Origin of the sequence: Halorubrum aethiopicum (assembly GCF_001542905.1) — an archaeon.
GTDB classification, from domain to species: domain Archaea; phylum Halobacteriota; class Halobacteria; order Halobacteriales; family Haloferacaceae; genus Halorubrum; species Halorubrum aethiopicum.
Map to the genome: position 1 here is coordinate 1402269 of NZ_LOAJ01000001.1, position 20141 is coordinate 1422409.

Below are 20141 nucleotides of genomic sequence, written 5' to 3' on the forward strand. Positions count from 1 at the left end.
TATCCGCAACGTATGGCATCCCGTACTCAACCGATCTACGTGCTCTCGGAGGACAGCGAACGAACGCGCGGCCGCGCCGCCCAGGAGTCCAACATCGCGGCGGGGAAGGCCGTCGCCGAGGCCGTTCGCACGACGCTCGGGCCTCGCGGGATGGACAAGATGCTCGTCGACTCGACGGGGACGGTCGTGATCACGAACGACGGGGCGACGATCCTCGATCAAATGGACATCGACCACCCCGCGGCCCAGATGATCGTCGAGGTCGCGGAGTCCCAGGAGGAGTCCGTGGGCGACGGGACCACGACCGCGGCCGTGCTCCTCGGCGAACTCCTCTCGCGGGCGGAGGACCTGCTCGAGGACGACCTCCACCCGACCGTGATCGTCGAGGGGTACGCCGAGGCGGCCCGGCTGGCGAACGAGGCGGTGGACGAGCAGCTGATCGACGTCGCCGACGCGGACGACCTCCTCGCGGAGGTCGCGGAGTCGTCGATGACGGGGAAGGGCACCGGCGACACCGCCGCCCGCGAGCTGGCCGACCTCGTCGTCGAGGCGATCGAGCGGGTCGCCGAGGACGGGATCGACCGCGACGCGGTCCACGTCCACCCGCGAGTCGGCGCGGCGTCGTCCGCGACGGAGCTCGTCGACGGGGTCGTCCTCGAGGAGGAGCCCGTCCACGACGGGATGCCCCGGACGGTCGAGGACGCCTCGGTGGCGGTCCTCGACACGAAACTGGAGGTCCGGCAGGGCGGCGTCGACGCGGAGTACTCGATCACCTCGGTCGACGGACTCGAGGCGGCGCTGAAGGCGGAGGACGACGAGCTCCGCGGCTACGCCGCGGCCCTCTCCGAGGCCGGCGTCGACGTCCTGGTCTGCCGGAAGGCGATCGACGATCGCGTGGCCGGCCACCTCGCCGACGCCGGGATCCTCGCCTTCGAGAGCGTGAAGTCCTCCGACGCCACCGACGTCGCCCGCGTGACGGGCGCGAAGCGGCTCGGGACCCTCGACGACATCGAGGAGGCCGATCTCGGCCGCGCGGAGTCGATCGCCGTCGAGAGCGAGGGCGACGACGACCTCGTCTTCGTCCGCGGCGGCGACGCGAGCCGGGCGGTGACCCTCCTCGTGCGCGGCTCGACCGACCACGTCGTCGACGAGCTCGAACGCGCGGTGAACGACGCGGTCGACGCGGTCGTCGCCGCCCGCGAGGAGGGGATCGTCCCCGGAGCGGGCGCGACCGAGGTCGCGATCGCGGCGCACCTCCGCAGGGCGTCGGCCTCCGTGGAGGGGCGCAAACAGCTCGCGATCGAGGCGTTCGCGGACGCCGTCGACGCGCTCCCCCGCACGCTGGCGGAGAACGCCGGTTCGGACCCGATCGACACCCTCGTCGACCTGCGGGCGACCCACGACCGCGAGGGCCGAGCGGGCGTCATCGCCGACCGCCGGATCGCCCGCGTCGGCGACCCCCTGGAGGCGGGGATCGTCGATCCCGCCGCGGTGAAACGCGAGGCCGTCGACTCCGCGACCGAGGCGGCGACGATGCTCCTCCGGATCGACGACGTGATCTCCGCGGAGTAGACCGGTAGACTGAGCGGTCGCGTTCCTTTCAGCCCTACGGCCCCGCAGTCGAGACGATCTTCACCACGTCGCCCTCCGAGAGGGTGTGGTCCTCGCCGATCCGCCGGCTCGACCGCGCGTCGACCGCGTGGAGGTACCCCTCGCCGATGTCGGTGTGGACCGCGTACGCGAGGTCGGGCGGGGTGGCCCCCTCGGGAAGCAGGAACGCGTCGGGGAGGACGTTCCCCGTTCCGTCGGTCCACTTGCTCGCGTCCTGGACGGGGTAGACCGTGATCCGGTCGAGCAGGTCGTAGACGGCCGCGTTCAGCGCGGCCTGGACGCCGGTCCCGCCGAGCCGCTCCATCACGTCGCGGATCGCGTCGAGGCCGGCGCGCTGCTCGTCGGAGACGTCGCCGAGGACCTCGAAGTCGGGGTCGCCGGGGTCGTACGAGACGACGCTCGCCTCGGCGGCCCGCCGGAGCGCGAGTTCGCCGTCCGCGGTCGCCGGAACGACCGGCTTGTCGGTCGCCTCGCGGAGCCGCTCGAGGGTCTCCGCGGGCGCGACGTCGGCCTTGTTCGCGACGACGACCATGGGCTTCGTCCGGCGGCGGATCGCGCGGGCCAGCGCCTCGCGGTCCGCGTCCTCCCAGCGCTTCGGGTCGGCGGGGTACTCCAGCCCGCGGAGCACCGCCGCCACGTCGGCCTCGGTCGCGCCGACTCCCGTGAGCATCTCGGTGAGCGTCTCGTCGAGGTCGAAGTCCGGCGCGCGCGACTTCCGCTCGACGCCCTCCCAGTTGTCGCCGATCACGCCGGCGAGCCAGAGGTCCATCTCGGTCTCGATGAAGTCCACCTCGTCGACCGGGTCGTGGCTGCCGGCCTCGACGGGCTCGCCCTCGGCGTTCGTCGCCCCCGAGGCGTCGACGACGTTCAACACCACGTCCGCGTTCGTCAGCTCGTCGAGGAACTGGTTCCCGAGTCCCTTTCCCTCGTGTGCGCCGGGGACGAGCCCGGCCACGTCGAGGAGTTCGACCGGGACGTATCTGGTCCCATCGTGACAGCGCTCGTTCCCGCAGCGCTCCTCGCGGTCGAGACAGGGGCACTCCGTGCGGACCGCGGTGACCCCGCGGTTGGCGTCGATCGTCGTGAACGGGTAGTTGGCGACGTCGACGTCGGCCATCGTCGCGGCGGTGTAGAAGGTGGACTTGCCGGCGTTCGGCTTCCCCGCCAGAGCGACCGTGATCATGGTCGTGGGTCGCGGCCCCGCGAAAAGCGCCTTTCGGTCGGACGCTGTGAGGTCGGGCGGTCCTCATCGGCAACCCATGATCTCAATTGCGGTGGCGCGCCTGCGAGCGGTCGTCCTTGACGACCGCGAGTCAGTCCGCGAGGGACGCCACGAGCGAAGCGAGTGGCGAGGCTGGGGAGGTGTGAGGTGCGGGACGGTTGCGGTCGGGTGGGACTCAAAGGGGGAGTCGCGATTCCCGCGAGCGTAAGCGAGCGGGAAGTCGAGAGACGAAGTCTCTCGGAAGGACGAAGCCCGGCGACGTAAGCACCGCAGCGAAGGAGCGAGTGAAACGAGCGACTGAGCGAGGAGCGCAACGAGCCGCGCGAGTCCTCGCGGCTGGGGCTTTGCCAGTGTTCGTCACCGATCTGACCCCCGCAGTAACTCACAATTTCACTTCCGAGCGACGATCCGGAGCACGTCTTCATCAGCCAACTCGTGGCCCTTCCCGACCTGCTGGTCGTCGTGTTTCGCGCTCGGGCCCGACACGCGCGCGAACTTGAACCGCTCGTTGAACTCGCCGCCGATCTTCTCGCAGGCGTCGCCGACGGTGTCGCCCGAAAAGAGGATGAGCGGCTCCTCGTAGTCGACGCCGCGGCCGGGCTTGTCCATGTAGATCCGGATGAGCCCCAACTCCTCCCAGAGCCGCTCTTTGAGCCCCTCCAGGCCGCGCTCCTCCTCGGCGGAGATGAACACCACGTCGTCGGGGTCGAGCCCGCGGTCGCGCAGTTCGGACTCGACCGTCGGCAGGTACTCCCTGTCGATGAGGTCCGCCTTGTTGACCGCGACCATCGAGGGGAGATAGACGCGGTTGTCCATCACGGCGTCGACGAGCTCGTCGATCGTGAGGTCGTGGGGGATCGTCACCTTGGCGTTGACGTAGCCGTACTCGCGGAGCACCTGCTTGACGGTGTCCTCCTCGAGGCTCACCTCGTCGCTCATCGTCACGCCGATGCCGTCCTTGTGCGTCTTCCGGATGTTGATGTTCGGCGGCTCGGTGTCGATCCGGATATTGGTGGCGTACAGCTCCTCGCTCAGCCGGTCGTACTGTTCGATCTCGAAGACGGAGAGCATGAACACGACGAGATCCGCCGTCCGGACGACGGACAGTACCTCCTTGCCGCCCCCGCGGCCGCCCGCGGCACCCTCGATCAGCCCCGGCACGTCGAGGATCTGGACGTTCGCGCCGCGGTACTGTAGCATGCCGGGGTTGACGTCGAGCGTCGTGAACTCGTAGGAGCCGACCTCGCTGTCGGCGTTGGTGAGGGCGTTGATCAGCGTGGACTTGCCCACGCTCGGGAACCCGACGAGCGCGACGGTCGCGTCGCCGTGCTTCTCGACGGCGTAGCCGTGGCCGCCGCCGGCGGAGGACTGGTTCTCCAGTTTCTCCTTTTTCTCCGCGAGCTTCGCCTTCAGCCGCCCGATGTGTGCCTCCGTGGACTTGTTGTAGGGCGTCTCGGCGATCTCCTCGCGGAGTTCCTCTATCTCTGCTTCCAGTCCCATCGGTACCACCTCGGCCGCTCGACTCGTTAAAAGTGTTCCTTCGACGGCCGTCGGATCGTCGCTCACCGGGCCATCCCCCGGACGCTCCCGGGCACGTGACGACGACAACGAGGCCGTCGTGGCGAGCGGGCCGTCGCGGCGATCCGTTCCGACGACGCCGAAACCACGATCGCCCACGTCGACCCGGTCGGAGATGTCGACGTAATCTCGCGCGGTAACGATAGACCGGTTGTCAGGGAGACATTTCGATACGGTTATCCGGTGGTCGCCCGTCGCGGCACACGTCGAATGTCCGACGCCTCGACGTTCCGCGATAGCACGCAGATACTGATTCCCGCCCGGGCGATCGACGGGCTCCGCGACGGGCTCGAAGAGCGGTTCACCCTGACGATCGTCGAGGCCGACGGTCGGTGTCGGATCATCGGGAGCCCGGCCGAGATCAAGGACGCGAGCGCGTATCTCTCCCGCAACGGCGTGTCGATCGCGTGATACCTGAAAAAACGCCGTCGTTCTCGGACCCGTACGTCCCCGCTAGCCGATGACGCCGACGAGCAGCTGGACCGCGATCAACACCAGAAAGACCAGCCCGGCCGCGAACGACCCGGCGGCGACGCCGTGGGCGTTTCCGAGCCCCCGACCGCGCACGCCGAAGTACGCCCCGAGGAAGACGAAGCCGGTGACGAGCAGGCCGACGACGGCGAACAGGACCCCGAGGAGCGAGCCGGTGATCCCCTCGACGAACGCGAAGTTCCCGACCGAGAGGACGACGAGCGCGCCGACGCCGAGCGCGATGACGACGAACGCGATCGACCACACGGCCGGGGTCCGCGCGACCTCGCTCAGCCGTCGAGTGATCGCGGTGTAGGTGTCCTCGGACTCGTCTGCTCCCGGCGCGCGCTGCCCGCCGATCCGCGCGGCGGCGACGAACGTGGCCAGCACGAGCAGCCCCATCAACGCCGTACTCAAGAGGGTAAGCGAAACCATGGTTCCTCGTTACTACCCGGTCCGGACGCGTGTACAAATAGCCTTCGTATACGGCCCCGCGGCACCTCCGGACGCCGGCGTACACAAGAGCTAAGTGCGCCATCGCCAAGGGAACGATAAGAGCTGAGAGACGAACATGATAGACCCACTTCCCCTACAACAAGGGACCGACTGGCGGGCACAAGCGGAGGTGTTCGAGGAGATCTTCTTCGTCTTCCTCACGCTGGGTACCCTCGTCGGTATCATCGTGGTCTCGTACACGTTGTGGAACGTCTACAAGTACCGCGACGACGGCGGCGAACCGGACGAGGACTTCGACGCGCCGGTCGTCGGCGAGCTGCCCACCGGACAGGGCGGTCCGAAGGCGAAGAAGCTCTTCCTCTCGTTCGGGCTGAGCGCGATCGTCGTCATCAGCCTCGTCGTGTACGCGTACGGGCTGCTGTTGTATGTCGAGGACGGCCCCGAGACGGGCGACGAGGGCGACATCGAGATCACCGTCGAGGGATACCAGTTCGGGTGGGAGTACTTCTACCCCAACGGCCACTCGGAGATGAACGAGCTCATCGTCCCCGCCGACCAGCGGATCGACCTGAAGATAACCTCGAGGGACGTGTGGCACAACTTCGGCTCCTCGGACTTACGGATAAAGTCGGACGCCATCCCCGGTGAGACCAGCGAGACCTGGTTCACCGTGAGTTCCGAGGAGGTCGAGGCCCAGGGCGGCGAGGCGACGTACCTCGTGGAGTGTTTCGAGCTCTGCGGGGCCGGCCACTCGGCGATGAAAGGGCAGATCACGGTCATCCCGCAAGAGGAGTGGGAGGAGTGGTACGCGGGCACGGGTAACGCCTCCGAGACGGACAACAGCTCGAGCGTCGAGGGCGACCTCGCCGCCCCGAGCGTTACGGCTCCGGTCGCCGGAGGTGTCTCCGCATGAGCGAGCTCCCGCCGACGACCTCCGTCCGCCGCTGGCTCGTCACGACGAACCACAAGGACATCGGGATCCTCTACATGATCACGGCGCTGTTCTTCCTGCTTTTCGGCGGGGTTCTGGCGCTCCTGATCCGCGTCCAGCTGTGGGACCCGGCGAACCAGGTGCTCTCCGGGCTGGCGTACAACGAGGCGGTCACCGCACACGGGTTGATCATGGTGTTCTGGTTCCTCTCGCCGTTCGCGTTCGGCTTCGCGAACTACTTCGTCCCGCTCCAGATCGGGGCCGACGACCTCGCGTTCCCACGGTTGAACGCGCTCTCGTACTGGATGTATCTGTTCTCGGGGCTCCTGCTGGCGGTCAGCTTCTTCCAGGGCGGGACGCTCAGCGCGGGCTGGACGATGTACGCCCCGCTCAACGTCCCCATGTACACGCCGAGCATCGGCTCGACCGGGGCGGTGTTGGCGCTCGCGATGTTCGTCATCGGCGTCACCGCCTCCACGGTGAACTTCCTCACCTCCATCCACCACTCCCGCGCGGAGGGGATGGGGATCATGGACATGCCGATGTTCACGTGGTCGATGCTCGCGACCGTCTGGATGATGCTGTTCGCCTTCGCCGCGGTGCTCGCGGTCGGGCTCATCCTCGCGTCTGACCGCGTTCTCGGAAGCGTCTACTTCTCGGCGACCGAGGGCGGCTCCCTGCTGTGGGGCCACCTCTTCTGGTTCTTCGGTCACCCCGAGGTGTACATCGTCTTCTTCCCGGCGCTCGGCGTCATGCTGGAGCTGTTCCAGACGTTCTCCGGCCGCCGGCTCGTCGGCCGGAAGTGGGTCATCATCGCCATCTGTCTGATCTCGGTCCAGTCGTTCCTCGTGTGGATGCACCACATGTTCCTGACGACGATCAACCTCGAGATCAAGACGCTGATGATGGCGACCACCATCGGGATCTCCTTACCCTTCGACCTGATCGTCTTCTCGCTCATCTACACGCTGATGAAGGGTCGCATCCAGTTCACCACGCCCTTCCTGTTCGCGTTCGGCGCGTTGCTTCTGTTCATCCTCGGGGGCATCACCGGCGTCTTCCTCGGCGCCATCGTCCTCGACTACGAGTTCCGCGGCACCTACTGGGTGGTCGCGCACTTCCACTACGTGATGTTCGGCGGCGCGACCGCGCTGTTCGGCGGGGCCTACTACTGGTTCCCGAAGATGACGGGGAAGATGTACGACGAGTTCCTCGGTAAGGTCCACTTCGTCGTCTTCTTCATCGGGTTCAACGCCGTCTACTTCTCGATGTTCCTCGGCTGGGAGACCCCACGCCGGGTGTTCGAGTACAACCCCGAGTTCCAGATCTTCCACCAGATCGGGACGATCGGCGCGTTCGTGCTTGGTTTGTCCTTCTTCATCATGTTCTACAACTTCCTGAAGTCGTTCGTCTCGGGTCCCCCGGCGGGCGATAACCCGTGGGACTACTCGCGGACGGCGGAGTGGGCGGTGTCGTCGCCGCCGCCGCTGGAGAACTGGCCGAACCGGCCGTCGTACGCCTCCGGGAAACTGGAGTTCGTGAAGGATTACGTCCCGGACGGCGGGCCGGCGATGAAGGCCGACGAGGAGGGCAACGCCGCCACCGACGGCGGGGACAGCCACTCCGAGCACATCCGCGAGTACCCGTACTGGGACAAGCACCCGAGCCACGCGAGCATCTGGCCGATCGCGCTCTCGTTCGCGACGCTCGTCATGTTCCTCGGGCTCTCCGGGTTCAACGATTCGGTGTCGATCGGCGCGGCCGACTCGCTGGCGACGACGCCGGTGACGATCAGCAACCCGGTGTATCCGCTGTTGGCGGTCGTCGGGCTGCTCGGGCTCGTCTACACCGGCGTGAAGTGGGGGCTCGAGGACTTCTACGCGCCCCCCTCCGAGTTCGCCGAGCGCTGGCCGTTCAACGGCGTCGAGAAGGTGAAACTGGGGATGTGGTTCTTCCTCGCCTCGGACGTGATCGTCTTCGGGGCGTTCATCTCGGCGGCGGTGTTCATCCGCTTCAACGCCGGCTGGCGCACGTGGGAGCCGCTGACCGAGTCGCTGCCGGGGCTCGTCAACACGTTCGTGCTGTTGACCTCCTCGTTCACGGTGATCCTCGCGCTGGTGGCGGCCCACCGGAACAGCCGCAAGGGACTGCTCGCGTCGCTCGGGACGACGATCGCTCTCGGGTTGACGTTCCTCGCGATCAAGATGTGGGAGTGGCACCACGAGATCTACGACGTGGGCGTCACCATCTCCGAGAACTACTACGGTGACCCGGTCCAGGCGTCGATCTACTACGTCACGACGGGGCTCCACGGCGTCCACGTGGTCGGCGGCCTGCTGATCGCCGGGTTCCTGTTCTACCGGGCGTACCACGGGGCGTACCTGGACGACGAGCGGCCGGTCGAGTACTTCGGGCTCTACTGGCACTTCGTCGACATCGTCTGGGTGTTCCTCTTCCCGCTGTTCTACCTCTTCTGAGGTAGCGGGTCTTCCTTCGGCGTCGAACCGCGGCGGATATTCTTTCGGGGGTTGGCTGTGACTCGTCGTGATCGCGTTTCCGAGGACGGGTTCGTCCGAACCGGTCGTTATGTGTTGCGTGCTAATGGTACGGATCGTGTGATCGTGGATAGGTCGTTGCTGGCGCGGTGAGGATGATCACGGAGAACACTTCCAAAGCCGCAGTCGCGAGGAGGCCGTACGCTCACTGCGCTCCTCACTCGGTCGCTCGTTTCACTCGCTTCCTCGTTGCGGTGCTTGCGTCGCCTACGGCCTCCTCGCGACTGCCCCTTTGAATCCCGCCCCGCACCACAACCGCACCTCACGCCTCCCCAGCCTCGCGGCTCGCTTTCAGTCGCCGCGTCCCTCGCGGGCTGCTCGCGCCCTCTCGGGCGCTCGCAGGCGCGCCACCGCGGATCGGTAGCTCACCCACCTGTACTGACCGCAACCGGTCCCGAGCCGATCATCTGCCCCACGGCCGCGAGTCGACGCCTCATTCCGCCGACTCCGCCGGCGGGTCGCTCTGGAGTCGGCGGGCGAGAACGGTGAAGATCCCGAGTCCGAGGAGGTAGAGCCGCCACCCGCGTCCCGCGACCGGGAACCGCCGGTCTATGGTCTCCGCCTCGGCGAGGACTTCCGGGTCATCCGGCTCGATCGGGTTGTTCACGTGAACCGACTGCGTGGTCCCCGTGCTGCCGGCGTCGACCCGGCGGTCGCCGGTCTCCGGGTCGACCTCGACGTCGACGAACGTCTGAACGAGGCCGTCGGCCGAGGACCACAGTAGTTCGCCCTCCAGCCGGAAGAAGGAGTCGTGGAGCGGCCATAGGACGTTCACGCCCTGGAGGTGCGCCCAGTCGAGCGAGAGGTGCGCGAAGACGTGGACGAACAGCGCGACCCAGGCGACCCGGACGCCGCGGTCGGCGACGCGCTCGCGGAGGAGGGACTCCTCGCGGATCCGAGTGTCGTAGTAGAGAAGCAGCGCGACCGCCGCCGGGAACACGAAGTTGTGCCCGACGGTTCGGTGTGCGCCGGGCATGACCGGTCCCAGAAGGGAGTCGGCCTCGGGGAGGACGACGATCGCGAGGACGACGGCGAGCGCCCGGCGGTCGTACGACCCCCGCAACAGCCCCGCCGCGAGCACCAGCGCGAACCCGGCGTGAACGAGCGAGGAGACCATCTATCGGCTCGCCTCCCCCGTGTCGCCGGACGCGGCGGTCGAGGAGCGCGCACGTTCCCACGGCCGGAACCGGACCGCGAGCGACGCGACCGCGCTCGCGACGACGACCGCCTGCCAGCCGGCGTCGACGACGACGAACTCGCGTTCGGCCCCGAGCGCGAGACCGGGCCGCCCGTCCGGGTTCACCCACGTCCCGATCGCGTGCGTCTCCGTCGTCCCCGTGCTCTCGAACGGGAGGAGGCCGGGACCCTCTCCGGTCGCCGAGACGAACGTCTGGACGACGCCGTCCTGCGTCGAGAACAGCAGGAGGCCGTCGACGACGTAGTAGACGGTTTCGACGGGGTACAACAGGCTGACGCCCGGATCGCCGAAGAGATCCGGGGCGACGCCGGCGACCGCGAACCCGGCGAGCGCGACCCAGGCGACCCGGACGCCCCGCCAGCCGTATCGCCCGCGGAGTCCGGAGCGATCGCGGAGCGCCGTGTCCCAGTGGAGGAGCCCCGCGAGCGCGAGCGCGAGCCACAGGTTGTGGAGGAGGGCGTTCGTCGCACCCGGTATCGCGAGGTTCGCGGCCGCGTCGAGGGTCGGAAGGAGGGCGGCCGCGACGACGACCGCCACCGACCGGCCGTCGAAGGCCGGCCCGAGAAGCGCCGCCGCGAGCAGCGCGCCGAGCGCGGCGGTGAGAAGGATCGGTGCCATTGGCGGTCCCTTCGGTCCAGCGGTCATAAGCCCTCGGGCGGCCCAGGTCGCGTCGGCTCCGAGCGACGCCGTCCGAAGGTATTCGGGCCTCGATCCCGAACCCCCGCGCGATGAAGGTCGGACTCCTCTCGGACGTCCACGCGAACCTGCCGGCGCTGGAGGCGGTCCTCGAGGACATGCCCGCGGTCGACACGGTCGTCTGTGCCGGCGACGTCGTCGGCTACAACCCGTGGCCCGGCGAGTGTCTCGCCCGCGTTCGCGAGGTCGCCGCGGCGACGGTCCGCGGGAACCACGACCGCACCGTCGAGACGCCCGAGCGGTACCGCGCCAACCGGATGGCCGAAGCCGGGCTCGAACACGCGAAGCGGGAGCTCTCGGCGGAGGGGCTCGAGTGGCTCCGCGACCTGCCGCGGGCGACGTGGTTCGGGGACGGCCGCTACCATCTCGTCCACTCGCACCCCGCGCCCGAGCGCGAGGACGCGTACGTCTACCCCGAGGAGTTCCCGGCGCTCGACCGGCACCTCGAGGAGCTCGCCGGCGAGGAGGACGCGGTCGACCTCGACGGGCTCGTCCTCGGCCACACCCACGTCCAGGGGGCTCGATCGGTCGACGGTCGGCTCGTGGTCAACCCCGGAAGCGTGGGACAGCCCCGCGACGGCGACCCGGACGCCGCCTACGCGGTGCTCGACGCCGACGCCGGCGAGGTCGACCTCAGGCGGGTCGCGTACGACGTGGACCGCGTCGCCGAGGCGGTCGAGCGGGAGGGGTTGCCGGAGCGAACCGCGACGCGGCTGTATCGCGGGGAGTGACCCGGCTCATGGGACGGGGGATCGACTCATCCCAGATAGCCCGCGACGAGAAGCAGGTTCCGCCCGGCCGCGAGAAGCGAGATCGCGCCCACGCCGGCGCACATCACCGTCGCGACGAGCCGGCGGCTCCCGCCCGCGACCGCGACGGGGATCCCGATCACGACCATCCCGAGCGCCTTCGTGACGAGCATTCCGCGGAGCGGGCCGAGCCACGTGATGAACGTCCGGCCGACGGGCGACCCCTCGACGAACTCGCCCGTCGAGATCGCGAGGTACGTCGACCACACGTCGGCGACGGTGCCGACGAGCAGGAGGGCGACCGCCGCGGCGAGGCGTCCCGACACGAGCGGACGCACGCGCCCGCCGAGTATAAACCTCGTGACCGCTCGCCGTCCCGCGAGGGTCGCCCGTCGCCACACCCGGCTGGCCGACCGTCGCGCACACCCCATGGACATTTAACCCGGTCCGACCCGTAGCACCGGTAATGAGTGCTTCCGACGAGAACGCGTACGACGTCGCGGTCGTGGGCGGCGGTCCGGCCGGACTGACGACGGCGCTGTACGGCGCGCGACTCGGCCACGAGACGGTGCTGATCGACCGGGGCGGCGGCCGCGCGGCGATGATGGCGGACACCCACAACGTGATCGGCGTCACCGAGGAGACCTCCGGCAACGAGTTCCTCGCGACCGCCCGCGAGCAGGTGGCCTCCTACGGCGGCGACTTCGAGCGCGGCTTCGTCGAGTCGATCGAGCGCACCGACGAGGGGAAATACGGCCGGTTCCGACTCGTCGCCGGCGACGACGAGTTCTCGGCGAAGCGGGTGGTCCTCGCGACCGGGTTCTCCGATAAGCGTCCGGACCCCCCGCTGCCCCGAACGGGGAAGGGGCTCCACTACTGTCTCCACTGTGACGCGTACATGTTCGTCGACGAGCCGGTGTACGTGATGGGCCACGGCGAGGCGGCGGCCCACGTCGCGATGATCATGCTCAACGTCACCGACGACGTGGACCTCCTGACGCGCGGCGCGGAGCCGACCTGGAGCGACGAGACCGCGACCCAGCTCGAGGCGCACCCGATCGAGGTGATCCACGAGGAGATCGCCGGCGTCGAGAACGACCCGGACTCGGGGTGGCTGGAGGCGCTGGAGTTCGCGGACGGCACCCGCCGGGAGTACCGCGGCGGCTTCCCGATGTACGGCTCCGACTACAACACCGCGCTCGCGGAGTCGCTCGGTTGCGAGTTGACCGAGAGCGGCGAGATCGACGTCGACGACCACGGGCGCACGAGCGTCGACGGCGTCTTCGCGGTCGGCGACGTGACCCCCGGTCACAACCAGATCCCGGTGGCGATGGGCCAGGGCGCGAAGGCCGGCCTCGCGATCCACAAGGAGATCCGCGAGTTCCCGCGCTCTAAGGAGGCCATCGCGCGTGACGGACCCGTGAGCGACGAGGAGGTGCCCGCCATCTCGCCCGACCTCCTGGCGACCGCGGTCGCCCACGAGGGCCACGCCGGCGGGCCGCGGGAGCCGCCGTCGGCGGAGTCGGAACCCGAGTCCGAACCCGAGGCCCCGCCGACCGACGACGACTGACGCTTCGGTCGCCCGATCCTCGCGGTCCCCGCGGAGTCGATGCTGTCCGAACGCGTCGGCGAACCGTTCGAGAGACGGCGACACCGACCCTTTTTGATCCGCCGTGACCGACCGCCCGTATGGGGACCATCGACGCGGACTTCGCCGGCGAGACGGTCGTGGTCACGGGGGGATCGAGCGGCATCGGTCGCGCGGTCGCGACGGGATTCGGCGACGCGGGCGCGACCGTGATCAACGCCGACGTTCGGGCCGAGCCGAAGGACCCCGATGTGGACGCGCCCACCCACGAGGCCATCGAGGAGCGGGGCGGCACCGCCGCCTTCGTCGAGACCGACGTCTCCGAGCCGACGGAGATCGCCTCCGTGATCGAGGCGGCTCGCGAGTTCGGCGGCGTCGACGTGATGGTGAACAACGCGGGAATTCACCGCGATCTCGCGTTCCTCGAGGTCGCCCCCGAGGACTTCGACGCCGTCCACGGCGTCAACCTCAGAGGTACGTTCTTCGGCACGCAGCTGGCCGCACGGGACATGATCGAGCGCGGCGTCGAGGGGGCGATCGTGAACACGTCGTCGACGACGGCCGAGCGCGCGGAGCCGAACCACTCCCACTACGCGGCGACGAAGGGCGGGGTTCAGATGCTCACCCGGAGCGCGGCGCTCGAACTCGACCGACACGGGATCCGGGTGAACGCGGTCGCGCCGGGACCGATCGCGACCGAGATCCGGGAGGGCTGGTCCGCGGAGGCGAGCGAGATCGGAGCGTCCGACGGGCTCCCGTCCCGAGCCGGCACTCCCGCGGACCTGCGCGACGCGTACCTCTTTCTCGCCTCCGAGGGTGCGGACTACGTGACCGGCGAGACCGTGTGGGTTGACGGGGGAGCGAGCTTGTAGGCTATGATCGAGTGAAAAACGAGGAGACACAACTGTCGACTGACGAGATCGACTGAGAAATGCGCCGGCCGGGACTCTCGCGAGCGAACAACGTGAGCGAGCGGGAGTACGGGCGGCGCACGACCGAAGGGAGTGCGCCGGCCGGGATTTGAACCCGGGCCATGAGCTTGGAAGGCTCAGGTCCTACCACTAGACCACCGGCGCGCGTTTCTGGAAAAACGGTGCCGGAATAAGGAGTTTACCCTTTGAGCCGATGACGACGACCCACCTCGTGGTCTCGATCGCTCGCCCGTGTGGGGCGAGAATCGGTCCTCGAAGCGGGTCGCCGAAGCCTCGGCCGCACAGTCCCGCACCTCACGCCTCCCCAGCCTCGGTCTCGGCGACCCGCCGGAACCGCTGGCGGGTCACCTCGACCTCCCTCGCGCGGGCTCCTCGCGCCCTCCCGGTCGCTCGGAGGCACGCGCCACGATCGATGTGTCGCGGACGAACGCCGTATTCGGCTCGGTCCGCTCGAGATCACGACGAACGATCGACGATCGGGATCGGGATTCGACCGGGGTGATCACCCGTCGAGTTCGACGACCGCGCGTTCTCAGCCCCTCGGAACGCTTCCCGTCCAGCGGGAGTCGTCGTCGGAGTATAACTCGGTTCCGACGTAACGTCCACACGTGAGGTGACGCTCATGGCATACCAAACGGGGAATCCCCTGACGACCGACGTCGAGTTCGCGCTGGACGGCCCGTGGACCGCCTACTGGGTCGCGTTCCTGCGCGTCGTGACCGGCTGGTGGTTCTTCCACGCCGGCGTGACGAAACTCATCGAGGACGGGCTGGCGTACACCTACGGCCCGGCGTACATGTCGGAGATGACCGGCACGGCGCTCGGTCCCATCCCGGTCTGGATGGGGAACAACCTCGCGTGGCTCATCGAGCCCGGCGTCCCGCTGTTCGAGACGCTCATCGGACTGGCGCTCATGGCCGGCGCGCTCACCCGGTTCGCCGCGTTCGGCGGGGTCATCTTCATGGTCCTGTTCTGGATCGGCAACGCCGGCTTCGGCAACGGTCTGGTCAACGGCGACTTCATGGGCCTGCTGTTGTTCCTGACCGTGATCGTGTTGGCCGCCGGCCGGTACTACGGCCTCGACGCGGTCATCGAGCGCACCGAGTTCGTCGAACGACATCCGAAGCTGCGGTACCTGCTCGGCTGAGGAGGTGACATCCAATGAACCAACCCGACATCATCGACAGGGCGGCGATGGCGCTGAGCGCCGGACTGATGCTCACGGGGATCGTCGTGCTCGGCCTGATCGAGATCCTCGCCGGGCAACCCTACAGTCCGGTCCCGATAACCAACGACGCGGGCGAGGTGGTCGCGACCCCGCTCTTCGACCCGACGCTCCGGACGGCGTTCGTCCTCGCGGGGATCGGCGTCCTCGGCCTGTACGCGGCCTACCGGATCGTGACGCCGACGACGGAGGAGACGACGGATCGGACCGGCGTGACGGCCGACTGACGGCGACCGACGACCCGCGTTTCGACCACTGTTCTCCCGGTTTCTCCGTTCGCTCCGTTTCCGACGGTCAGCCGTCGGGCCGCGCCCCCGGCGCGCGGACGACGCCGTAGCAGTTCCCGCTGGAGACGGCGACGTCGTCGACGACGAGGTCGCTCGCCGCGAGGTCCGACTCGAACTCCTCGGGATCGTAGACGTGGTAGTACCGGGGCACCGTCTCGCCGCCGGGGAGCGTCCAGTCGACGGTCGTGTCGAACCCCTCCTCGCGGTCGAACCGGTCGTGCGCCGTGCTCCACGCGCTCACCAGCGCGACCCCGTCCGGTCGGAGCACGCGCGCGAGCTCGTCCAGGCTCCGGACCCGCGCGGCTCGCGGCGAGAGGTGATGGAGCGTGGCGACGTACACTGCGAGATCGACCGCGTCCCCCGCGACCGGGAGCGCCGCCGCGTCGCCGTGGACGAACGCGGTCCGGGCGGCGAACCCGCGGTCGCGCGCCCGCCGCACCGCTTCCCGGAGCAGTCCGCGACTGAGGTCGACGCCGACGGCTCTCTCCGCCCGATCGGCCAGCAGCTCGGTGTGTCTTCCGTTCCCGCAGCCGACGTCGAGCGCGCGCCCGACGCGTCGCCCCTCGAGGAACGACTCGACCTCGGGCCAGGCGTACTCCCGCGTCTTCGAGAAGTGGCCGGCGATCCGGTCGTACGTCGACTGCGGGTCCATACCCGCCGGTCGACGGCGACGGATATAGGTCCGGTGGACCCCCCGCCGTCTCCCCCGTTCTCCGGTCCGCCCCGCGCTCACAGCCCGCCCATCGCCGCGAAGGCGAGGAGCGTCAAGACGAGCAGGACGGCGGCGTGTTTCGCGCCGTCCTTGGCGGATCCCTCGCCGAGCTGTCCGGCGACGATCCCCGAACACAGCGCCTGAACGGCAGCTGCGTGGAAGAACAGCCGCTCGTACGCGCTCGCGTCGATGTCGCCGAGCCCGCCGACGATCCCGCCGCCCGCTCCCGTTCCGACGCCGGTTCCGGTCCCGGTCTCCGCCGCCGCGCCCGCGACCGACGCCTCCTCGATCGCGGGGATGAACGACACCGAGAGCGCGGCGATAACGCCGAGGAACACCAGAAACGAGATGTAGATGACGATGAGGTACGTCAACATCACCTGTCTGCGCTCCCGGCGCAGCGTCCACGTCGCCCGCGCCTCGTCGGCCGCGATCCGGAGGACGGGCGCGACGTCGTCGCTCGCGTGTATCGCGTTCGTCACGAGCACGACCGCGCGCGACGTCATCGGCGAGGCGACCCGCTTCTCCAGTCGACGGAGCGCCGAGGTCACGTCCGCGCCCCAGTCCACGTCGCGTCGGGTGCGTTCCAGGTCGGCCGTCAGCGCCTCGAGGTCGGTTCCGGCCACGCGGCGGATGCTCGCGACGACCGAGGTCCCCGCCTCGTTGACGCTTGCGAGCCGGTCGAGGAAGTCGGGTATCGCCGCCTCGATGCGTCGGATCCGGCGTTTCCTGACCTCGTAGACGACCGCGTACGTCGCGAGGACGAACGCGGACGCGGCCACGATCGGGGCGTCGATCTGCGCGGCGATCTCCGTCGCCCCGCCGGTCGACAGCGGGTGGACGACGGCGACGACTCCGAGGACCGCCACCGGCACGACGACGGCGAGGACGGCCTCCGGCGACCGCAGGACGTGTTCGACCGGCGAGCTCGCCCACGCCCGGGCCGTTCGGAGCCGATCGTACTCTCGCAGTCGCTCGCGGCTCGCCCGCCACCGGTCGGTCACGTCCCCGCCGTCGGAGCGGGCGGACCCGGGAGCGGGGGCGGCTCCCGTCGGCTCTCGATCGCCGTCGGCTCCGTTCCCGTCGCGGTCGGACGCGGCGCGTCCGGCGGCCCGACCGTGGGACTCCTCCGACGGTCCGACCCGCTCGCTGCCGCCGATCCCCTGCGTGATGCTGTCGACGTACACCGCGAACCCGAACGTCGCGAGCGGGACCGCGACGTAGACGACGACGCGCAAGAGCGGGAGCGTGTCCTCCAGGACGAGCCCGATCACGACGAGGATGGTGATGAAGAACAGCGGCCCGGCGACGAGCGTCGTGACGTACGCCTCCGCGAATGTCGAGAGCAGCTCGAGGTACTGCTCCTGTTTCGTCTCCGCCTCCTCCTGATAGCGCTCGTACTGGTCGTTGAGGAACGCCGACAGCGACCGCCCGGTGCCGAGGACGGACGCGAGGTTCTCGGCGAACTCCGAGAGGTCGTCGCTCGGAGTCCGTCGCGCGGTGTGCCGGAGCGCGGTCAACACGTCGGTCCCGAACGCGTTCATCTCGCGGACCGCGACGGACAGCTCCGTGGCGGCCTCGCCGTACACCGCCTCGTTCTCGGCGAGCGTGTCCATCACCCGGGGAAACGGCATCCCCGACCGCGAGAGCGCGTACACGAACGCCACCGTTCGCGGGAGCGTGGCGTCGATCTCGACGGCGCGTGCGGTCGCCCGCTGGCTCAAAAGCGCCCACCGGGCGTAGTACGCGCCGGCCGCGAGCGCCGCGCCCACCGTGGCCGACGCGGCGACGAGGAGGACGAACAGCTCGAGGAGCCCGGCCTCCGTCAGCCGCGTCAGTCCGGCCAGAAACGAGAGCGGGGCCGGGAGGACCTCGGTCAGGCGGTCGCCACCGACCTCGAGCGCGGTCAGGACCGCGGCGGCGAGGTAGACGCCGATCACGCTCCCGGCGACGCCGAGGACCCCGGAATACAGCAGGGTCCGCGAGGCGTACTCCCTGTGGGTCCCCCCGACGTGAGCGGCGCGCATCAGGTCGCGCTCGCGTTGCCTGCGACCGCGGCTCGCGACGTAGTCGCCGAAGAGCGACAGCGCCAGCCTGGTGACCACGAGGTCCGCCCGCGGGACCGCCCGCGACGCCGCGAGCGCGAGACAGCAGGTGACCGCGAGGACGAGCGGGAGGTACGCGATCATTCGCCGTCGGTCCCGATCCCGTCGCCGTCGGCTTCGGATCGATCGGTCTCAGCCTCGGCCCGCTCCGCGAGCCGCTCCATCACCCGATCGGCGTCGGCGTAGTACTCGTTGACGAGCGCCGTGAACCGCCTGTACCCGTTCACGCCGAGGTCGGAGAGCAGCTCGAGGAACCGCTCGCGCCGATCGACCTCCCGAAGGAGTTCCGAGCGGGACCACCCCCGCTCCGACTGTATCTCCTCGAGGAGCACGGAGTCGTTACGCCGGAACTCGTCGGTCTCCGCCCGCCACTCGAACGCGGAGGAGTAGTCGAGCTCGCCGGTCCGCTGGTCGATGCCGCCGATCTCCCCGATCGTCTTCGCCCGGCGGACCCGCTGGTCGTCCGAGCGCGTCAGCGTCTGGACGGAGAGCATGTCGAGCGACTGGACCATCGCGCGCGGGACGTTGATCGGGTCGTTCTCGAGCCTGTTGATCACGGTCTCGATCGAGTCGGCGTGCATCGTCGAGAACGTGGTGTGGCCCGTGTTCATCGCCTGGAACAGGGTGATAGCCTCCTCGCCGCGGACCTCGCCGACGATGATGTACTCGGGGCGGTGTCGCAGCGCCGACCGCAGGAGGTCGTACATGTCGATGTCGTTGCCCTCGTGGCGGCGCTCGCGGGTGACCGAGGAGAGCCAGTTGTCGTGGTACAAGGAGAGCTCGCGGGTGTCCTCGATCGAGAGCACCTTCGCGCGCGGCGGGACGAACATCGAGACCGCGTTCATCGAGGTGGTCTTCCCGGAGGCGGTCCCGCCCGCGAAGATGAGGCTCTTGTTGTGCTCGATACAGAGCCAGAAGTACGCCATCTGCTCGATCGAGAAGGTCCCGTACTCGACCAGATCGATCGGCGTGAACGGCTCGTCGGCGTACTGTCGGATGGTGAACGCCGACCCGCGCGGCGTGACCTCCTCGCCGAGCGCGAGCTCGGCGCGCGACCCGTCCGGCAGCGTCGTCTCCACCATCGGGTCGCCGACGGAGACGTGCCGGCCGGACTGCTGGGCGAGCCGGATGACGTAGTTGTCGAGCTCCGCCTTCGGGAACGAGACGTTCGTCTCGACGTCGGTGTACTCGTCGTGGTAGACGAATATCGGGAGGTCGTACCCGTCACAGGAGACGTCCTCGATGTGGCCGTCGTTCAACAGCGGGTCGACCTTCCCGTATCCGCGGAAGTCGCGGTAGAGGTAGTACGCGAGCGAGTGGAAGGTGTCCATCCCGGCCTCGACGCCGTACCCCTCGAGCAGCGACTCGAGCTCCGCCCGGAGCGTCTCCTCGTCGGTTCGGCCGGTCCCCTCGCGGTAGAGGAGGGGGTCGCGGATGTCGTCGGCGACGCGGTCGAGCAGCTCCCGCTCGAAGTCGTCGAGGTCGGGCTCGACCGCGTAGTAGCGGTGTTCGCTCTCGACCTCGTCGTAGGTGATCACGACGTACGCGTACGGCGCGTTCACCCAGTAGCGGTCGACCTCGCGCTCGTCCGGCGGCGCGGAAAAGGAAGCGAGCGGGCCGTCCTCGCCCGGCCTGAACGGGCGGACCGAGAGCTCCGAGCCCCGGAGCATCTCCCACGTGCGCTCGAGGCGTCGGCGGAGCGCCCCGACGGCGTCCCCGACTCCCTCCGCGCTCGCGTCCTCGGCCGATGCGTCCCCCGCCATCTGTCGTTATCGGTGTACACGCGGCTCCGAGTTAAAAGGACCCCGTCGATTATCGGATCTGC

Annotated in this window: 18 protein-coding genes and 1 tRNA gene; 9 read left to right on the top strand and 10 right to left on the bottom strand. The window is 69.1% G+C overall.

The genetic code is table 11. The annotated features are described in order from the left end of the window. Window positions 1-12 precede the first annotated feature (12 nt). Window positions 13-1572: a thermosome subunit alpha gene (thsA, locus tag AXA68_RS06720; RefSeq protein ID WP_066414435.1), complete on the top strand. Its 1560-nt coding sequence runs from the start codon at window positions 13-15 to the stop codon at window positions 1570-1572. 34 nt (window positions 1573-1606) lie between these two features. Here thsA and AXA68_RS06725 read toward each other — a convergent pair whose 3' ends face one another. Continuing rightward, entirely contained in the window at window positions 1607-2794 is a 1188-nt protein-coding gene (locus AXA68_RS06725) for a redox-regulated ATPase YchF (protein WP_066414437.1), read from the bottom strand. A 429-nt stretch (window positions 2795-3223) separates the two neighbouring features. Beyond that, window positions 3224-4333, bottom strand: coding sequence for an OBG GTPase family GTP-binding protein (locus AXA68_RS06730; RefSeq protein ID WP_066414439.1), 1110 nt, complete (start codon window positions 4331-4333; stop codon window positions 3224-3226). Window positions 4334-4621: 288 nt separating this feature from the next. Between AXA68_RS06730 and AXA68_RS06735 the strand changes: the two genes are divergently transcribed. Continuing rightward, window positions 4622-4822 carry a VNG_1110C family protein gene (locus AXA68_RS06735; protein ID WP_066414443.1) on the top strand — a complete coding sequence of 67 codons (201 nt, stop codon included), beginning with the start codon at window positions 4622-4624 and terminating at the stop codon, window positions 4820-4822. 42 nt (window positions 4823-4864) lie between these two features. Here AXA68_RS06735 and AXA68_RS06740 read toward each other — a convergent pair whose 3' ends face one another. Further along, the gene (locus AXA68_RS06740; protein WP_080505170.1) at window positions 4865-5317 is read right to left on the bottom strand and encodes a hypothetical protein; all 453 of its coding nucleotides are present in this window, start codon (window positions 5315-5317) and stop codon (window positions 4865-4867) included. Between the two features lie 136 nt (window positions 5318-5453). Between AXA68_RS06740 and coxB the strand changes: the two genes are divergently transcribed. Continuing rightward, complete coding sequence (gene coxB / locus AXA68_RS06745; protein WP_066414448.1) at window positions 5454-6251, top strand: cytochrome c oxidase subunit II; 798 nt, start codon at window positions 5454-5456, stop codon at window positions 6249-6251. Next, complete coding sequence (locus AXA68_RS06750) at window positions 6248-8746, top strand: cbb3-type cytochrome c oxidase subunit I (protein WP_066414451.1); 2499 nt, start codon at window positions 6248-6250, stop codon at window positions 8744-8746. Before coxB ends, AXA68_RS06750 begins: the two co-directional genes overlap by 4 nt. A 511-nt stretch (window positions 8747-9257) precedes the next feature. On the opposite strand, the gene AXA68_RS06755 is transcribed toward AXA68_RS06750, so the two are convergent. Together AXA68_RS06755 and AXA68_RS06760 are read right to left on the bottom strand one after the other, a co-directional pair. Continuing rightward, a complete protein-coding gene (locus tag AXA68_RS06755) occupies window positions 9258-9941 on the bottom strand; it encodes a metal-dependent hydrolase (RefSeq protein WP_066414453.1) in 684 nt (227 codons plus the stop codon). Beyond that, window positions 9942-10640 (bottom strand): hypothetical protein, encoded by a 699-nt coding sequence (locus tag AXA68_RS06760; protein ID WP_066414455.1) that lies wholly within the window; start codon window positions 10638-10640, stop codon window positions 9942-9944. A 110-nt stretch (window positions 10641-10750) separates the two neighbouring features. On the opposite strand from AXA68_RS06760, the gene AXA68_RS06765 reads away from it, so the two are divergent. Further along, complete coding sequence (locus AXA68_RS06765; RefSeq protein ID WP_066414458.1) at window positions 10751-11449, top strand: metallophosphoesterase family protein; 699 nt, start codon at window positions 10751-10753, stop codon at window positions 11447-11449. Window positions 11450-11475: 26 nt separating this feature from the next. Here AXA68_RS06765 and AXA68_RS06770 read toward each other — a convergent pair whose 3' ends face one another. Beyond that, window positions 11476-11793 (bottom strand): hypothetical protein, encoded by a 318-nt coding sequence (locus AXA68_RS06770; protein ID WP_066414460.1) that lies wholly within the window; start codon window positions 11791-11793, stop codon window positions 11476-11478. 140 nt (window positions 11794-11933) lie between these two features. On the opposite strand from AXA68_RS06770, the gene AXA68_RS06775 reads away from it, so the two are divergent. Both AXA68_RS06775 and AXA68_RS06780 read left to right on the top strand, forming a co-directional pair. Continuing rightward, window positions 11934-13037, top strand: a complete 1104-nt coding sequence (locus tag AXA68_RS06775) for an NAD(P)/FAD-dependent oxidoreductase (RefSeq protein ID WP_066414462.1) — start codon at window positions 11934-11936, stop codon at window positions 13035-13037. 119 nt (window positions 13038-13156) lie between these two features. Beyond that, window positions 13157-13927, top strand: a complete 771-nt coding sequence (locus AXA68_RS06780; RefSeq protein WP_066414465.1) for an SDR family NAD(P)-dependent oxidoreductase — start codon at window positions 13157-13159, stop codon at window positions 13925-13927. 133 nt (window positions 13928-14060) lie between these two features. Here the strand turns inward: AXA68_RS06780 and AXA68_RS06785 are convergent. Further along, a tRNA-Gly gene (locus AXA68_RS06785) sits at window positions 14061-14131 on the bottom strand. A 478-nt stretch (window positions 14132-14609) separates the two neighbouring features. Between AXA68_RS06785 and AXA68_RS06790 the strand changes: the two genes are divergently transcribed. Together AXA68_RS06790 and AXA68_RS06795 are read left to right on the top strand one after the other, a co-directional pair. Further along, window positions 14610-15134 carry a DoxX family protein gene (locus tag AXA68_RS06790; RefSeq protein WP_066414467.1) on the top strand — a complete coding sequence of 175 codons (525 nt, stop codon included), beginning with the start codon at window positions 14610-14612 and terminating at the stop codon, window positions 15132-15134. Window positions 15135-15148: 14 nt separating this feature from the next. Next, on the top strand, window positions 15149-15439 hold the full coding sequence (locus AXA68_RS06795; protein ID WP_066414469.1) for a hypothetical protein: 291 nt from the start codon (window positions 15149-15151) through the stop codon (window positions 15437-15439). 67 nt (window positions 15440-15506) lie between these two features. On the opposite strand, the gene AXA68_RS06800 is transcribed toward AXA68_RS06795, so the two are convergent. The 3 genes from AXA68_RS06800 to AXA68_RS06810 form a co-directional block, all read right to left on the bottom strand. Next, window positions 15507-16151 carry a class I SAM-dependent methyltransferase gene (locus AXA68_RS06800; RefSeq protein WP_066414473.1) on the bottom strand — a complete coding sequence of 215 codons (645 nt, stop codon included), beginning with the start codon at window positions 16149-16151 and terminating at the stop codon, window positions 15507-15509. A gap of 77 nt (window positions 16152-16228) precedes the next feature. Continuing rightward, complete coding sequence (locus tag AXA68_RS06805; protein WP_066414475.1) at window positions 16229-18400, bottom strand: type II secretion system F family protein; 2172 nt, start codon at window positions 18398-18400, stop codon at window positions 16229-16231. Next, the gene (locus tag AXA68_RS06810) at window positions 18397-20079 is read right to left on the bottom strand and encodes a type II/IV secretion system ATPase subunit (RefSeq protein ID WP_066414481.1); all 1683 of its coding nucleotides are present in this window, start codon (window positions 20077-20079) and stop codon (window positions 18397-18399) included. Before AXA68_RS06810 ends, AXA68_RS06805 begins: the two co-directional genes overlap by 4 nt. Window positions 20080-20141 lie beyond the last annotated feature (62 nt).

Bases quoted from the DNA above. Each gene is read 5' to 3' on its own strand.
- thsA (WP_066414435.1), top strand. From the start codon at position 13: ATGGCATCCCGTACTCAACCGATCTACGTGCTCTCGGAGGACAGCGAA.
- AXA68_RS06725 (WP_066414437.1), bottom strand. From the start codon at position 2,794: ATGATCACGGTCGCTCTGGCGGGGAAGCCGAACGCCGGCAAGTCCACC.
- AXA68_RS06730 (WP_066414439.1), bottom strand. From the start codon at position 4,333: ATGGGACTGGAAGCAGAGATAGAGGAACTCCGCGAGGAGATCGCCGAG.
- AXA68_RS06735 (WP_066414443.1), top strand. From the start codon at position 4,622: ATGTCCGACGCCTCGACGTTCCGCGATAGCACGCAGATACTGATTCCC.
- AXA68_RS06740 (WP_080505170.1), bottom strand. From the start codon at position 5,317: ATGGTTTCGCTTACCCTCTTGAGTACGGCGTTGATGGGGCTGCTCGTG.
- coxB (WP_066414448.1), top strand. From the start codon at position 5,454: ATGATAGACCCACTTCCCCTACAACAAGGGACCGACTGGCGGGCACAA.
- AXA68_RS06750 (WP_066414451.1), top strand. From the start codon at position 6,248: ATGAGCGAGCTCCCGCCGACGACCTCCGTCCGCCGCTGGCTCGTCACG.
- AXA68_RS06755 (WP_066414453.1), bottom strand. From the start codon at position 9,941: ATGGTCTCCTCGCTCGTTCACGCCGGGTTCGCGCTGGTGCTCGCGGCG.
- AXA68_RS06760 (WP_066414455.1), bottom strand. From the start codon at position 10,640: ATGGCACCGATCCTTCTCACCGCCGCGCTCGGCGCGCTGCTCGCGGCG.
- AXA68_RS06765 (WP_066414458.1), top strand. From the start codon at position 10,751: ATGAAGGTCGGACTCCTCTCGGACGTCCACGCGAACCTGCCGGCGCTG.
- AXA68_RS06775 (WP_066414462.1), top strand. From the start codon at position 11,934: ATGAGTGCTTCCGACGAGAACGCGTACGACGTCGCGGTCGTGGGCGGC.
- AXA68_RS06780 (WP_066414465.1), top strand. From the start codon at position 13,157: ATGGGGACCATCGACGCGGACTTCGCCGGCGAGACGGTCGTGGTCACG.
- AXA68_RS06790 (WP_066414467.1), top strand. From the start codon at position 14,610: ATGGCATACCAAACGGGGAATCCCCTGACGACCGACGTCGAGTTCGCG.
- AXA68_RS06795 (WP_066414469.1), top strand. From the start codon at position 15,149: ATGAACCAACCCGACATCATCGACAGGGCGGCGATGGCGCTGAGCGCC.
- AXA68_RS06800 (WP_066414473.1), bottom strand. From the start codon at position 16,151: ATGGACCCGCAGTCGACGTACGACCGGATCGCCGGCCACTTCTCGAAG.
- AXA68_RS06805 (WP_066414475.1), bottom strand. From the start codon at position 18,400: ATGATCGCGTACCTCCCGCTCGTCCTCGCGGTCACCTGCTGTCTCGCG.
- AXA68_RS06810 (WP_066414481.1), bottom strand. From the start codon at position 20,079: ATGGCGGGGGACGCATCGGCCGAGGACGCGAGCGCGGAGGGAGTCGGG.